This window comes from Peribacillus sp. YIM B13472, from assembly GCF_042788005.1.
GTDB lineage: Bacteria > Bacillota > Bacilli > Bacillales > DSM-1321 > Peribacillus > Peribacillus simplex_E.
The window spans coordinates 35,168-50,322 of sequence record NZ_JBHZPG010000009.1; the positions used below are offsets into that span (position 1 = coordinate 35,168).

The 15,155-nt window shown below is 38.6% G+C and carries 17 protein-coding genes; 3 read left to right on the forward strand and 14 right to left on the reverse strand.

All coding sequences use genetic code 11. The annotated features are described in order from the left end of the window. Positions 1-18: 18 nt before the first annotated feature. From ACFX4I_RS09450 to ACFX4I_RS09460, 3 genes are read right to left on the reverse strand one after another with little or no spacing between them, the layout of a single operon-like run. A complete protein-coding gene (locus ACFX4I_RS09450) occupies positions 19-807 on the reverse strand; it encodes an ABC transporter permease (RefSeq protein ID WP_230300409.1) in 789 nt (262 codons plus the stop codon). Further along, positions 804-1,709: an ABC transporter ATP-binding protein gene (locus ACFX4I_RS09455; RefSeq protein WP_230300408.1), complete on the reverse strand. Its 906-nt coding sequence runs from the start codon at positions 1,707-1,709 to the stop codon at positions 804-806. Before ACFX4I_RS09455 ends, ACFX4I_RS09450 begins: the two co-directional genes overlap by 4 nt. Then, a complete protein-coding gene (locus tag ACFX4I_RS09460) occupies positions 1,706-1,945 on the reverse strand; it encodes a PLD nuclease N-terminal domain-containing protein (RefSeq protein ID WP_034305547.1) in 240 nt (79 codons plus the stop codon). The genes ACFX4I_RS09455 and ACFX4I_RS09460 overlap by 4 nt, the downstream gene beginning before the upstream one ends. Positions 1,946-2,346: 401 nt before the next feature. Between ACFX4I_RS09460 and ACFX4I_RS09465 the strand changes: the two genes are divergently transcribed. Continuing rightward, positions 2,347-2,892, forward strand: a complete 546-nt coding sequence (locus ACFX4I_RS09465; RefSeq protein WP_230300407.1) for a helix-turn-helix domain-containing protein — start codon at positions 2,347-2,349, stop codon at positions 2,890-2,892. Between the two features lie 196 nt (positions 2,893-3,088). Here ACFX4I_RS09465 and ACFX4I_RS09470 read toward each other — a convergent pair whose 3' ends face one another. Next, entirely contained in the window at positions 3,089-3,649 is a 561-nt protein-coding gene (locus tag ACFX4I_RS09470) for a thioredoxin family protein (protein ID WP_377420230.1), read from the reverse strand. Between the two features lie 202 nt (positions 3,650-3,851). On the opposite strand from ACFX4I_RS09470, the gene ACFX4I_RS09475 reads away from it, so the two are divergent. Continuing rightward, a complete protein-coding gene (locus ACFX4I_RS09475; protein WP_377420232.1) occupies positions 3,852-4,712 on the forward strand; it encodes a GRP family sugar transporter in 861 nt (286 codons plus the stop codon). 17 nt (positions 4,713-4,729) lie between these two features. Beyond that, entirely contained in the window at positions 4,730-5,515 is a 786-nt protein-coding gene (locus ACFX4I_RS09480; RefSeq protein ID WP_377420234.1) for a glucose-1-dehydrogenase, read from the forward strand. A gap of 152 nt (positions 5,516-5,667) precedes the next feature. Here ACFX4I_RS09480 and ACFX4I_RS09485 read toward each other — a convergent pair whose 3' ends face one another. The 10 genes from ACFX4I_RS09485 to ACFX4I_RS09530 form a co-directional block, all read right to left on the reverse strand. Beyond that, positions 5,668-7,011 (reverse strand): LLM class flavin-dependent oxidoreductase, encoded by a 1,344-nt coding sequence (locus ACFX4I_RS09485; protein ID WP_230300403.1) that lies wholly within the window; start codon positions 7,009-7,011, stop codon positions 5,668-5,670. 12 nt (positions 7,012-7,023) lie between these two features. After that, positions 7,024-7,875 (reverse strand): MetQ/NlpA family ABC transporter substrate-binding protein, encoded by an 852-nt coding sequence (locus ACFX4I_RS09490; RefSeq protein WP_230300402.1) that lies wholly within the window; start codon positions 7,873-7,875, stop codon positions 7,024-7,026. Between the two features lie 34 nt (positions 7,876-7,909). Then, positions 7,910-8,560 (reverse strand): methionine ABC transporter permease, encoded by a 651-nt coding sequence (locus ACFX4I_RS09495; RefSeq protein ID WP_230300401.1) that lies wholly within the window; start codon positions 8,558-8,560, stop codon positions 7,910-7,912. Further along, on the reverse strand, positions 8,502-9,581 hold the full coding sequence (locus ACFX4I_RS09500; protein ID WP_230300400.1) for a methionine ABC transporter ATP-binding protein: 1,080 nt from the start codon (positions 9,579-9,581) through the stop codon (positions 8,502-8,504). Before ACFX4I_RS09500 ends, ACFX4I_RS09495 begins: the two co-directional genes overlap by 59 nt. Before the next feature lie 45 nt (positions 9,582-9,626). After that, the gene (locus tag ACFX4I_RS09505) at positions 9,627-10,460 is read right to left on the reverse strand and encodes a MetQ/NlpA family ABC transporter substrate-binding protein (protein ID WP_377420238.1); all 834 of its coding nucleotides are present in this window, start codon (positions 10,458-10,460) and stop codon (positions 9,627-9,629) included. Between the two features lie 86 nt (positions 10,461-10,546). After that, positions 10,547-11,551, reverse strand: coding sequence for an LLM class flavin-dependent oxidoreductase (locus ACFX4I_RS09510; protein ID WP_377420240.1), 1,005 nt, complete (start codon positions 11,549-11,551; stop codon positions 10,547-10,549). Positions 11,552-11,986: 435 nt separating this feature from the next. Further along, positions 11,987-13,129: an amidohydrolase gene (locus tag ACFX4I_RS09515; RefSeq protein WP_377420242.1), complete on the reverse strand. Its 1,143-nt coding sequence runs from the start codon at positions 13,127-13,129 to the stop codon at positions 11,987-11,989. Positions 13,130-13,143: 14 nt separating this feature from the next. Next, complete coding sequence (locus ACFX4I_RS09520) at positions 13,144-13,653, reverse strand: GNAT family N-acetyltransferase (protein ID WP_096338948.1); 510 nt, start codon at positions 13,651-13,653, stop codon at positions 13,144-13,146. Between the two features lie 23 nt (positions 13,654-13,676). Beyond that, complete coding sequence (locus ACFX4I_RS09525) at positions 13,677-14,447, reverse strand: amino acid ABC transporter ATP-binding protein (protein WP_377420244.1); 771 nt, start codon at positions 14,445-14,447, stop codon at positions 13,677-13,679. Then, on the reverse strand, positions 14,444-15,154 hold the full coding sequence (locus ACFX4I_RS09530) for an amino acid ABC transporter permease (RefSeq protein ID WP_377420246.1): 711 nt from the start codon (positions 15,152-15,154) through the stop codon (positions 14,444-14,446). Before ACFX4I_RS09530 ends, ACFX4I_RS09525 begins: the two co-directional genes overlap by 4 nt. Position 15,155: the final 1 nt, after the last annotated feature.

Genomic DNA, 15,155 nt, shown 5'->3' on the forward strand with positions numbered 1-15,155 from the left:
CACATTTCCATCCCCAACTTACTCGTTATTGAATTTCTTTTTTGAAATCCATATGTTCGTTACCAATATCGTTACTGCCGTTAACGCAAGTGCCGCTATTGCACCCCAAATCGCCTGTGAATTGACTGTGCCTAAAATCAGTACTTCCATGGCATGTTTACTCATGCTTGCCGGATTCACATTGTCTAAAACCGGACTTAACCCAACTATGATTCTACAACCGAGGAGAAATACTATCGAAATTAATGCAATAATGCCCTGACTATTAAAAATGGTACTGATCATCGTCGTGAATGAAACGATAAATAGGATCCACAGCAGATAGAACAGCAAAGCCACTACTAAATCCGCAAAATCAACACTCGTAAACAAAAAAACTACATACAGATATGAAACCAAATATCCCAATGCTACACTGCAGGCAACAAACAGATAATTGGAAATGATTTTTCCGCTAATATAAGATCCAACCGTCACTGGCCTTGTAAGAATGAAAGCCAGCATTCCATTTGCTTTATCGGATTGTACGACTCCCATCATGGAAACGATGATGATCATGACCCCTAGCTGATCGAATTGAGACCCTAAGGTACTAGCAAGAACTTCGCCGCCTTTTTGGGCAGCCATGCTTGGATCAATGGTGATCCCTTGGCCCCCGCCCAGTGCCTCTAATATTGAAGGTAAATAATAGCTTACGACTGGTTGAGTTATTCCTAAAAATATAAATACAAGCGGCAGCCAAATCACTTTATATTCACGTAACATCTGAACAAATTCCTTTTTAGCTAAAACGGCAAAATTATTCATTTTTCCACCACCAATTTTAAGAATATCTCTTCCAATGTATCCTTATCTATTTCGAACCTTACAAGATCAACATTATGCTCCAAAGCATTCGCCAGTAACATATTCTTGTTTGACTCAATATTTTCCACTTCTATCTTCAATCTATTTCCCATTACCTCTACACCTTTGACAAAGTTCAAGTCTTTAACGTTTTCAATCCATTTTTGACTTTTAGAGGTTATGTCGACATTGATTTTATTTCCGCTATTCCTGTTTAATAATTCCGACATTGTTGTGTCTTCAATTTTTTTACCACTTTTTATAATGACAAACCTCTCACATATTTCTTCTGCATCGCTTAATATATGCGTTGATAATAAAATTGTCGTATCTTTCTTTATCTCTTTTATGATGTTTAACACTTCTCTCCGGCCGATTGGATCCAATGCAGAAACCGGTTCATCCATGACAATCAATGCTGGTTTATGTAACAGCGCCTGTGCAATTCCAAGCCTTTGTTTCATTCCGCCTGAAAAAGTCCGCACCTTGGAATTCTCTTCCCCGCTCAACCCCACTTTCGACAATATCTCTGGAATGCCGCTTAATAATTCTTCCCTCTTGATACCTGAGAGCTGGCCCATGAAAGTGAGGGTTTCTTTGGCAGTCATCCATTGAAAGAAGTTTGGGTATTGTGGTAAATAGCCTATTTCCTTTTTCATTTTTGAAATTTTCTTACCATCAAGCAATACTTCTCCCATACTTGGATCTATAATATCTGAAATCACTTTTATTAGTGTCGATTTACCAGCCCCATTTGGCCCTATCAATCCAACACATTCCCCTGATTGCAGTTCCATTGAAAAATTATTGACCGCTGTTTTTTCTTTGAATTTTTTTGTAACATTTTTAATCTCTAATTTCATATTCTCTCACTGTCCTTTCTACCAATAACGAAGTACAGAATTGGACCGATAGTATTTGCAAAAATAATGATGAGTGTCCACAATAAAACATTTTTCCTCGTCTTTCGATTTCTGTATAAATCAATTAATGCAATAAGCACTAAAATCATTCCAATAGCAATTACCGGTAAAATAATCGGCAGAATAGACATGAAATCAATATCTTTCAATTCGTTCCATCCATAATGCAATTCCATATAAACCACTCCTTTGAAAACGAAATATTATTATCATTATCGATAATGATAACATGAAAAATGGAATTTTGCACCTATTTTTTTCTTTAATAAAATATTGTTTTAGTTTTTATTGTTATTTATAATGATAATATTATCACAATGAATAATAATAAAAATATAGTGTTATTTATTAAATTTTAATTCATGAAGACATTATTTTTTTACACTTATTTGAAAAGGCTTATTATTTACTTCGAAAAAATATTTCTGTAATATTTTTTTCGAACCGTGTCATTTTTATTTAAATGAAAATGATTCAAACATTACAATATATGATGAATTAAACTTATTATTCATGGCTATCATTAAAAATTGATTGAAAATTATCCAGTTATAATTTCCAATGTGAGGAGAATAAGATGATTAATAAAGCTGAAATTTTAATGCATCCTGTAAGAATAAAGATTACCCAAACTTTAATGAGAAACAGGGAAAATGGCTTAACACCATTGGAAATGTTAAAAATCATTAAAGATGTACCCCAAGCAACATTATATAGACATATACAGGTTCTGTTGGATTCAGGGGTCATTCGCATTGTAAAAGAGAAAAAAGTGAGATCCGTTTCCGAAAAATACTATGTTTTAAATGAAGAAGAAGCGCGACTTAGCGGGGAAGAATGGAAAAAATCTTCTAATGAGAAAAAGGTGAATTATTTTTCTTATTATCAATTATCCCTTATGACTCAATATCAAAACTATCTTAATAAATTAGAAGAAAGAGACTGCGCGGAGGATGGTTCAACCTTTTCCCTTTTAGAACTAAAGCTTGATGATGAAAGCTTTATTAACTTCCAAAATGAATTGAACGATTTAATGTTAAAATACTACAAAGCTACCAATCAAAGTGCTAAACCAGACTCTCCTATTCGAACAATCGGCGTTACAATTATTCCAGAATCATAAAAAATGAAAAGGCTGTTCCAAAAACATGGACTCAAGAACGGTGAATACTATAGAAAAAGCTGTTAGGAATCGTATCTATATATTCAACCAATCAGGTTGCAGTCTCCGTTTTGAAACAGCCATTCATTATTGAAGAAACTCTAAAATGGGCTTACCACCCTTTTTTTGGACAGGTCAAAAAGTGCCATACCCGCTGTCAGCAGCTCCCCAATGCTTCCTTGATGCTGCTGTATACTTCGTCCCACAGGTGTTTTTCTTCAGCAAAAGCCACAGTTATCTTTTTAATAACTGCTTTTTGCTCTGCCTCGAAACGTTCATCATCCTTGGCCGGCAGGTCAGACCTTAACTCCATTACGTACTCTTGTACCTTTGGTGCACGAGGTCCCCAAACAGCTTTTTCTTCCCCATTCTTATCAATGAATATAAAAATGGGGATCGAACGCGCTGTTCCATTCGTTAAGTATTGATCCATCAGTTCAAGATTTTGATCTCGTAAAACCATGCGAGTTTCAATATTTGCCGCTTCAGATATATTCAGCAATATAGGAATATTCATCATCGCGTCTCCGCACCAGTCTTCAGTAATAACAATGGCTCGAAGTTCCTTCGTCTTTAATTCATCAAAAAAACCTTGGTCCTCTGCAGAAATGGAAAAACCCTCGTGAATCGATTGTAAGTTTTCTTTATGAACTTTCATCGAAGATACAAATTCTTTAGCAGGAATCCCCTTTTCAAACCATTCATTCAGTGTCGTCATACTATTTCTCCTAACTATTTTTAAATTAAAAGTACCATAAACCACTTATTATTTCATTGTTTCCACACTAAAAATAAAATGACAAATTGGTAAATTAAAACCATGTTTTCTTTCCCGTGTAAAGGGAAAACTCTAAATACATTCAATAGCTTGGTAACTAACTATTTTATATTCATTAAAACATTGTTTTCTAGTTTAGGAGATGAAATTTGTGGAAGGTTTTTTCTTTGCACTACTCCCTGCATTGACATGGGGCAGCTTAGTGCTTGTTTCCGAAAAACTCGGAGGCAACTCTTATAATCAAACGCTTGGCATTACAATCGGTTCATTACTGTTTGCCATCGTGATGTCTTTCATCAATCCGCCGGAATGGAGCAGTTTTGTGTGGATCGTCGGCATCATTTCCGGGATAGGCTGGGCATTCGGGCAATTATTTCAATTCAATAGCGTCAAGGAAATCGGGGTATCGAAAACCGTTCCAATCTCAACAGGACTGCAAATTCTAGGAAATACTTTTTTTGCGGTTATCATTTTCAGGGAATGGAATGACAGGATTACAGTCATCATCGGCATTGTTGCAATAATCTGTTTGATTACAGGTGTCTTGCTGACGAGCTACGGCGATGGTGATAACAAAAAAGCAGGAAGCATGAAAAAAGGGGTTTTTTACCTTGCCATTTCAACGTTGGGTTATGTTACATATGTCATTGTTGTCAGATGGAATGAAGTTGACGGATGGTCGGCAATCCTGCCGCAAGCAATCGGCATGTTCCTGGCTGCCCTGCTCCTTTCCATCAAACATAAACCGTTTAATAAGTTTGCTAGGCGTAATATTCTAACCGGATTGATGTGGGCAGTCGGTAATATCGGTCTCCTGCTCGCTAATCCAAAAGTGGGCGTTGCCATCGCATTCTCATTTTCCCAAATGGGAATCGTCATTTCCACTTTAGGAGGCATCTTTCTTTTAGGAGAGAAAAAATCCAAAAAGCAAATGGCCTTCGTCATCATCGGGTGTGTACTCGTAATTGCTGGAGGAGTCATGATCGGCTTTACAAAAGAATAATTAGAGGAGCGATAATCATGTATGAAGATTTAGAAAAAAAAGTGGTAGTCATTACTGGGGCGGCAAAAGGGTTAGGAAGAGCCATGGCCGAAAGGTTCGGTAAAGAAAAAGCATATGTCGTATTAAATTATCACACTGAAAATGGCGACCATGTGGAAATCATCAAGACGATTGAAGCAGCAGGCGGGAAAGCCGCAGCGATTCAAGGCGACGTTTCAAAGGAAGCTGATGTGAAGAAATTGCTTTCATTCGCTGCGGACACCTTTGGTACGATCGACATCATGATCAACAATGCTGGTATTGAAAATGAAGTGCCCAGCGAAAAATTGACTCTGGAAGATTGGCAGAAAGTCATCGATGTAAATCTAACGGGGATGTTCCTCGCAAGCAGGGAAGCAATCAGTTATATGCTCGATCATGGAATCAAGGGCAATATCATTAACATGTCATCCGTTCATGACCGGATACCTTGGCCTCATTTTGTCCACTATGCAGCAAGTAAGGGCGGAGTGAAGATGATGACTGAAACCCTTGCACTTGAATATGCTCCCAAAGGGATTCGCATTAATAATATTTCACCTGGTGCAATCGACACACCCATCAATGCCGAAAAATTCAATGACCCAAAAGCTAAACAAGAAGTCATCGACCTGATACCGATGGGATACATCGGAAAACCGGAACAAATTGCCGCTTGTGCCGCTTGGCTAGCTTCCGCAGAATCTAGCTACGTAACGGGAATGACCTTATATGCTGATGGCGGAATGACCAAATATCCAGGATTCCAAGCAGGAAAGGGCTGAAATTTCCAAGAAAAAGTCATGTATATGGAATAGGAGAAAAGAATTTGAGGGACTGGGGATTTCTCCTTGGTCTCTTTTTTCTTTGTCCTCACCATATATATGACTTTATTTGAATGGATTCTAATGAAAATGCGAGTAATCCCTTATTCCCATTAATTTATTATTTCTTCATTAACAAAACGATTTTTTGGATTCCTTAATCCAAGGTGATCACGGAGAGTGTCTCCTTCATAGTCCAAACGGAACAAACCCCTCTCCTGTAAAATTGGAACAACCATCTCGACGAAATCCTCTAAGTCGCCTGGTAACAGTGGAAATTGAAGCATAAAGCCATCTGCTGCTTTTTCAGTAAACCATAACTCCATTTCATCGGCTACTTGAGTTGGTGTACCGACAAATCTATCTCGTCTGGCAGGACTGAAAAATCTCGCATATAATTCACCGACTTTTATGTCTTCTTCATCAATAATTTTCTTCATTTCATTAAAGTTACTTTGTATGCTATTTACTGATGGAAACTCAACATCCTTCGCTGGTGTATCTAAAGAATATTTTGAGAAATCTACGTTGCCCATATAACCAGAAACGAATTTCAAACTCTCATAAGGGTCGACGAGACTTTGGAGTTTATTGTATTTTTGAATGGCTATTTCTTCGGTTTCTCCGATAATAGGGGAAATGCCGTGAAGGATGTGGAGCTCCTCCCCGCTTCTTCCAAAATCCATTAAAGATGATTTTAATTTTTGATAATATCGTTTGGATTCTTCAATGTTATCCCAATGTGTGAAAACGACCTCGGCTGTTCGAGCGGCTAATTGCTGCCCTGGTATAGAAGCACCCGCTTGAATAATAACCGGCTGTCCCTGCAGAGAGCGTGCAATATTCAACGGACCTTTAACAGAAAAATAGTTGCCTTTATAATGAAGCTCATGCACTTTATCAGGATCAAAGAATTTTCCCGTTTCTTTGTTATGCACAAACGCATCATCTTCCCACGAATCCCATAATCCTTGAACAACGTCGATGAACTCCTCCGCTCGTTCATAACGATGATCGTGCGCCCAATGTTTATCGCGACTGAAATTCAAGGCCGTCTCTCCGGTCGCATCAGCTGTCGTAACAACATTCCACCCCACCCGTCCACCGCTTATATGATCAACGGAAGCAAATTGGCGAGCGAGTACATAAGGTTCACTGTACGTTGTAGAAGCTGTCGCCCCAATGCCAATTTTTTCTGTCGCTGCAGCTAATGCAGTAATTAGTACGAGCGGATCAAATCGATTAAGTATTTGAGGATGCGATTCATGATTAATGGCCAAGCTATCCGCTACAAAAGCAAGATCAAATTTCCCTTTCTCCGCAATTATTGAGAGTCTTTGCAAAGCTTTCACATCAATACTTGCATTCGGATTTGATGCCGGATGCCGCCACGACGCAACATGCATACCTGTTCCAATCAGATAAGCAGCTAACTTCATCTGTCTGTCTTGATCCATTCTAATCTCTCCTTATTTATTAGAATATATCTCCTTATAACTGCTCAATTCTTTCAAGGTAATGAATGTTGGTATATAATTTCCATTATAGGTTTCTTCAATAAATTTAGCCGTTTTCTCTGATTGATAAAGATCAACTAATTTTCGAAAAACTTCATTGTCTTGATCTTCATTCCTCGCCGCTATGATATTAATATATGGCTTTGCCGTACTACTTTCATAAATAAGAGCATCTTTTAAAGTGAGTCCCGCTTCTACCGCAACTCCATTATTAATCACCGAACCAGCTGTATCTTCCATCACACGTGGGGCACTTGCACCATCGACAGGAACAATTTTGATTTTTTTCGGATTTTCCTTTATTTTATCCTGTCCACCATTCCCGTCAAAGTCATCCACAACCTTTAGGAGTTTAGCTTCTTGTAATAGCAATAAAGCCCTTCCCCAGTTAGCTTGGTCATTCGGCACAGCAATTTGTGCACCATTTGGAATCTCTTCCACCGATTTATATTTACTTGAATACAAACCGAGAGGAGCAATGATTGTAGTCGCAATTGGAACGATGTCTGTATCGTTTTTCGTATTAAATGAATCTAAATAGGCAACATGTTGAAAGGCGTTGATATCAATATCCCCTTCTGCCAGCGCTTCGTTCGGATCATATGCAGATGAGAAATTAACAATTTCAATTTCCACCCCTTCTTTTTCAGCCTGTTCCTTTAAAAACTCCCATGTTCGAAGTTCAGAATTTCTAATTCCTACCTTCACTTTCGTTTGTTTCCCTCCTGCATTCGTTGAATCACTTGAGCACCCTGTCAATAACACCCCCAAGATAAGCAATATAGGTAAAATACATTTTTTCATCCTTCATTCCCCTTTCCCACTTTTCAATACACTACTACACTCTTCTAATTTTTCGTTCGAGTATATTTCCTAAACTTTGTACACCCTGAACTACAAATACTAGAATAACAACGGTGACGAATATCGTAATAGTGCTAAAGCGTTGATAGCCATATGTTATCGCAACATCACCAAGTCCACCGCCACCTATAGCTCCTGCCATAGCTGTAGCACCCACTAGACCAATTGTTGCAGTTGTTATACTCAGAATTAATGACGCAAAAGCTTCCGGCATTAAAAACCTGAATATAATTTGTATCGGTGTTGCTCCCATAGCTTTCGCGGCTTCAATAATGCCTTCATCTACTTCTAATAGCGAATTCTCTACAAGTCTTGAGATATATGGGCCAATATGAAGAACGAGTGGTACAATTGCTGCTGTCGTACCAATCGACGTACCAACAATTAGTCTTGTAAATGGAATAATCGCCACAAGCAAGATAATAAACGGAATCGATCGGAAAATGTTTACAATTGGGTTCACTATAGAAAAAATAAATTTATTTTCATAAATATGACCTTTTCTTGTTACAACCAATAAAATACCTAAGAATATTCCAATGATGCTTCCAAAAAAAAGTGAAATACTAACCATGTACAGCGTTTCCCACAAAGCGTTTAACATGAGCTCTTTGCTTACTTCCATCCTTCGTAACCTCCTTCACTTCAACCTTTTGATTCTTTATAAACTGAAATGCCCTAACAATTTCATCATCATTTCCTATTATTTCAACAATTAAATTACCAAATGGGATTCCTTGTAACTCAGTAATATTGCCGAACAGAACGTTTATTTCCACATTAAACCTCTTCGCTGTTTTTGAAACGATAGGCTGCCCAGAGCTCACTCCCAAAAAATCAATTTTAAAAATACGGCTGAAATAGGCATCATCATTGAGCAATCCATAAACACTTGATGGCACTTCATCACGAACAACCGATCGAATGAAGTTACGTGTTGTTTCTGTTCGTGGACGGGCAAAAATATCGATCACATTTCCTGATTCAATGACGCTACCATCCTCCATGACTGCAACCCGATTACAAATTTCTTTAATCACTTCCATTTCGTGCGTAATAATTAGAATGGTAATTTTATATTCTTCATTTATCCGCTTCAACAGATTCAAGATTGATTTTGTTGTTTGTGGATCCAGTGCTGATGTTGCTTCATCACATAATAATATCGAAGGGTTTGTAGCCAAAGCACGGGCAATCCCAACACGCTGCTTTTGTCCACCTGATAGCTGATTTGGGTAATTCATTGCTTTGTCTTCTAGACCAACAAAGCGGAGAATCTCATAAACTCGTTGTTCAATCTCTTTTTTCTTTTTTTTACTTAACAATAATGGCATCGCCACATTATCAAAGACTGTTTTGGAATTAAGTAAATTAAAATGCTGAAAAATCATGCCAATATTTTTCTTAGCTTCACGCAAATCTTTTTCAGCCATCTTGGATAGATCTTTTCCTTCTACAATCACTTCACCTGAAGTAGGATATTCCAATAGATTCACAGTTCGGATGAGTGTACTTTTTCCGGCCCCACTAAAACCGATTACCCCGAATATATCCCCTTTTTCAACGGTTATATTAATCTCCTTTAACGCTTCAATTTTCTTCTCCCCGTCATCAAATAATTTTGAAACCCGACGAAATTCAATCAAAGTGGCCACCTCCTTCTTTTAACAAGCTTGGTAAAGAAAAACCCCTTAAAACGCGGGCACGACGGCTCCTTCATATTGATCTAAAATAAATTTTTTAACCTTTTCCGTCGTTAATGCATTCGCAAGCTTTTGGATTGCTTTATCGTCCTTATTGTCTGGACGAGCAACTAAAATGTTTACATATGGTGAATCCTTTCCTTCAATTATCAGTGCATCATCGAGAGGTTTTAACCCTCCTTCCAGCGCATAGTTTGTGTTAATGGCCGATGCTTCCACATCATCTAACGAGTGAACTAAAAGAGGGGAATCGACTGGAATGAATTTAATTTTTTTATCATTTTTTGTAATGTCCTCAATCGTATAATCCCCTGACTTAGAAGCATCCAATTCAATGATATTATTTGCCGCAAAAAGCTGTAACGATCGCGACAAGTTTACTGGATCTTTCGGTAAGGCTACTTTCGCTCCGTCTGACAATTCACCTATAGATTTAATTTTTTTGGAATAGACACCAAATGGTTCAATATGTACACCCTTCACATTAACCAAATTCAAACCACTATCTTTATTTACTTGCTCTAAGTAAGGGATATGTTGAAAGAAGTTTGCATCCAATTCTTTGTTTGCTGTTTGTTGATTCGTTTGAATACCATCCGTAGAAATCTCTACATCCAGTTTCACGCCTTGTTTTTCTAAATCCGGTGCGATAAACTCTAAAATTTCTGCATGTGGTATTGAGGCTGCACTAATTTTCAAAGTCACTTCCTCTCCCTTGTCTCCTTTACTCTCCGATGATGTTTGCTCATTACTCCCACAAGCTCCTAATATCAGCAATACTACTGTTAAAACTGTTACGGACAGCCATTTAATTTTCCTCAATGTTTCTCGCTCCTTTTTTTATCCTTTTATATTGGAATAACAAATATTTATCTACTGCTTCAACATATCCGCGGGATCTTTTCCTTCTATATGATAGTCTCTTCCTTTAAGAGAAGCGGACTCAATAACTGAAAGGATTGGATCCGTTCCGCTTCTGTTCGAAGCGGTGTATGCAAAATAAATTCATCCACTTGAAAAACTTTCTGAAGTTCCTTTAAAATCCCGATAACATATCCTTGAGTCCCTGCAATAATACTTGCGGTCTGCTCTTCTATTTCGTAAGCTTCACCAGCCTGCTTCTCAAATGACTCAGCCTGCTCACGTGATTGAACTGTCAGCGTCCGGCCACTTTGTAGATGAACTTTAAATAGTTTGTGTTCGCTTGCCAGCTCCTCTGCTTTTTGTTGGGTAGGAGCTGCCACAACCGCTACTGATACGATAAAACGACCTTCTGGGTACTTGCTTCGGTAAGCAGAGGAAGCTTCATACAGCATGGTATCATCACTATTAATAAATCTGGCGAATACAAAATCCATTCCTAGATTAGCGGCTAGTTGAGCGCTGTCTGAACTTGCACCCAGCAGAAAAGTTTCGGGCTTTTCAGGCGGTATCGGTGTTGCTTGAATACCAGAGAGCAAATGATCGTCATTGATTGAATTTTCAATAATCTTTCGTAATAAGGATGCACGTTCCCCAAAATCTTTTCCATCATTTACAGTTCCAAATTGTAATGCCTTTGTTGATAAAGGAAATCCACCTGGTGCTTTACCAATGCCAAGATCTACCCTGCCCGGGGCAAGAGTGGATAAAACATGAAAATTTTCAGCGACTTTATAAGGACTGTAGTGCTGAAGCATGACACCTCCCGAACCTACACGAATGGATGTGGTTTTCGATAATAAATAAGAAATTAATACTTCCGGTGAAGAGCCCGCAACTTGTTCCATATGATGATGTTCCGATACCCAAAAACGGGTATATCCCCATTCCTCAGCTTTTTGAGCTAGGTTTACGGTTTGCTTAAGTGCATCAACTGCCGAATTCCCTGGAAAAATGGGACTTTGATCTAATATTCCAAGCTTAAAATTCATATATCTCTCTCCAATCATTAATACCAAGTTAACTAATCAAATTAGTTGTTTTAATTCGATTGAAATTCATCCTAACATTGTAAACAAGCACTTGACAACACCTTAATTGATAGAAAAATTTATTTAATTGATAAAAAAAATCGATCATTCGCTTATGAGTATGGAATGCCTTTGCCTAATAATTAACCAAACTCTCTCCTATAATTGTTTGAGATTTAATCTTCTAAAAACTTTCAGATTAAGATTCATCAATGAGAGAGAGAGGAGTCTATGAAAATCTGGAATGAATGAACGAAGATTGGCTATGTAGTGAAGGAAAAAAGGGGGGAATGTTCGCATCATGACTATGCTTGAAATTAAGTTGCACCGATATCTTTGGAATTACGACAACAAAGGTGCTAGGCACGAAACCGCTGGCACCTAAGTCAAATATGTTCACCACTTACCATGGTTAGATAATAAATCCTTGGCACTTTCAAATAAAAAATAAGCGGCTTTAATAATGGATTTTTCATCAACAGTAAAAGCTGGATGATGCCAATCTTCATTTCCGTTTGTACCAAAAAAGGCAAAGGTACCAGGGATATGTTGAAGGTAATAAGCGAAATCTTCACCACCCATTGAAGGTTCTGGATTGATTACATGTAATGATTGCTCCAAAGCAGACCTGCGTGCCATCTCTGTGACAGCTGGATGATTATGAAGCGCGGGTGGTCCAGGAAACCAACCAATCTTAGCTTCCTGTGAAAAAGCAGCGGCGATATGATTCACAATCGAATAAAACTTTTCTTTTATTTCTTCGCGTATCTCAGAATTAAAGGTTCGAATCGTTCCTTCCAATATGACGTCACCTGGAATCACATTCCAGGTGTTTCCACCTGTTATTCTCGTAACACTCACCACAGCACTATCTAATGGGGATACATTCCGGCTGACGATAGTTTGAAGAGCGGAAATAAGCTGAGCCGCTGCCGCTATTGGATCTTTTCCGTGTTGAGGGATGGCCGCGTGACTCCCCTTCCCTTGAAGAACAATATGAAAACGGTCCACTGCCGCCATTAACGGACCATCTTTTATCCCAATGGTGCCGACAGGCAAATTGGGTTTATTGTGCAGCCCGATCACAGCCGCCACATCGTCAATTTGACCATCTTTTATCACATGCACCGCTCCGCCCCCAAATTCTTCTGCAGGTTGAAAAAGCATTCGCACTGTCCCGCACAACTCCGATTGACACTCTTTTAAAAGGTAGGCAGCACCTATTGCAGCTGCCGTATGAAAATCATGGCCACAAGCATGCATCACTCCTTTTACTTTCGAAGCAAATGGCAGCCCGGTTCGTTCCTCAATCGGAAGTGCATCGATATCCGCCCTTATGGCTACTGTCGGTCCGGGTTTGCCACCCTTTATATCTGCAAAAACACCTGTTTTCAATCCTGTATGACGGATCTCAATGCCCTCTTCCTCGAGCCATGTTTGTATAGATTTTGTCGTTTCAAATTCTTCATTTGATAATTCCGGATATTGATGTAAATGGCGCCGTATCGATATTAAGCGCTTTTCCAGCTCTCGACTCATACAGTCGCCTCCTTCTATAAATCTAAGCGATAGCATTTTACTAAAATATCATGATTTTGAAATTCCTTCGTTCGATCCCGTTTAAAGCCAAACCATTCATATAGTTTAATGGCTTTATGCATCTTATCAGTAGAATGTAAATACAAACTGGACGCACCTTGTGATTTTGCATAATTTACACTCGCTTTTAATAATTCCTGTGCGATACCGCGTCCCCTTGATTCGGGATGAACGGCCAACAACCGAATGATTGGTGAAAAAATTCCAAGTTCCGGCTTTTCATATGCCTTTTCAGATGATTGAAAAAGCTGTAATGTACCAAGGATATCCTGATTGCACTTTGCAACCAACACCTTATCAACATGTGGATTATCCACCGAGGATTCAATATTTTTTAAATATCCTTCCCAAGCTTCCGGGTTCGAATATTCATGTTCATATTGTTGATAACTTTCTACCAATAAGCGGCGAACCGTCTCTTTATCTTCTTCATTCAATTCATCGACTACGATTGTACTATTCATACGTCCTCCTTTGGTCCCTTTCTTTAATTGGCCCTTTCTTCTAAAAACGGTACGGAAAATTCTCTTGATATCCGGTTTAAAAATTGTCGTGTTCGCTCTTCCTTTGGAGCATTGAAAATCTCCAATGGTGACCCTTCTTCAACAATGACCCCGCCATCCATGAAAAGAACGCGATCCGATATCTCTTTAGCAAAACTCATTTCATGGGTCACAATCACCATCGTGATGCCTTCCAGGGCAATTGCTTTTATGACAGAAAGCACCTCCCCAACCAACTCAGGGTCGAGTGCCGACGTTGGCTCGTCAAATAGAATGACCTCCGGATTTAAAGCAAGTGCCCTGGCAATTCCCACACGTTGCTGTTGCCCTCCTGACAATTGCGAAGGAAAATGGTTATGCTTATCTCCCAAACCTACTTTTTCCAATAACAGCTCGCTTTCCCGTTTCGCTTTAGATTTCTTATATTTTTTTGTAACAATTAACCCTTCCATTACATTCTCCAAAACAGTTTTATGAGCAAATAAATTATAATGCTGAAAAACCATTGCCGATTGTCTTCTAAGGGATAAGATTTCCCTTTTGGTCGCCTTCTTAGACTTCACCTGGATATCTCCGACTTGAACAATTCCCTCATCTGGCTTCTCAAGAAAATTCAAGCACCTAAGCAGGGTCGTTTTCCCTGATCCACTCGGTCCAAGTATGGTAACTACTTCTCCCTTTCCTATTTTCAAATTAATCCCTTTTAAAACAGGCTGCTGGTTAAATGATTTTTGTATATTTTTTAAATAAATCATTGTACTCCTCCTCGATTATAGGCAGTGGCCTTTTTCTCAATTAAAAACGAAAGCCCTTCTGCAATGATTGTGAGACCCCAATAAATGAAACCAGCAGCGATAAAAGACTCCAAAAATTTCAAATTGGTGGATGCAACTATATTGGCTGCTCCTGTCATTTCTTTTTGCGATACAATAAAAGCAATGGATGACGTATGCAAGAATCCAATGAAAATATTCGTGAAATTCGGGATGGACTGAGCAATGGCCTGTGGCAAAACAATTCGCGTCATGGCTTGAAACGAATTCATACCCACGGAATAGGCTGCCTCCATTTGGCCATTGGAGACACTGATAATTCCCGATCTGAATATTTCTGATAAATAGGCACCCGCACTCAACGATAAGGCGGTTAAGACAAATAAAATGATCGGAATCGAATTAGATTGAATACCCAAATCAAACTTTTTAGAAATTTGATCAATTAATAATGGAAAACCGAAATAAATGAGCATTATATGCATGATAATCGGTGTTCCTCTAAAGAAGGAAACATAGCCATTTGCAATTCTACTTAGAAATTTCACTTTATATATCCTAATCAAGGCAACAGCGAGACCGATAATAAAACCTGCAAGAAGAGGAAGAATCGTTAAAATAAGTGTGACCGGAAGTGCTCTAATAATCTCCTTAAAAGCAGTCCAAATGAATAATATATCAATCGTCAAG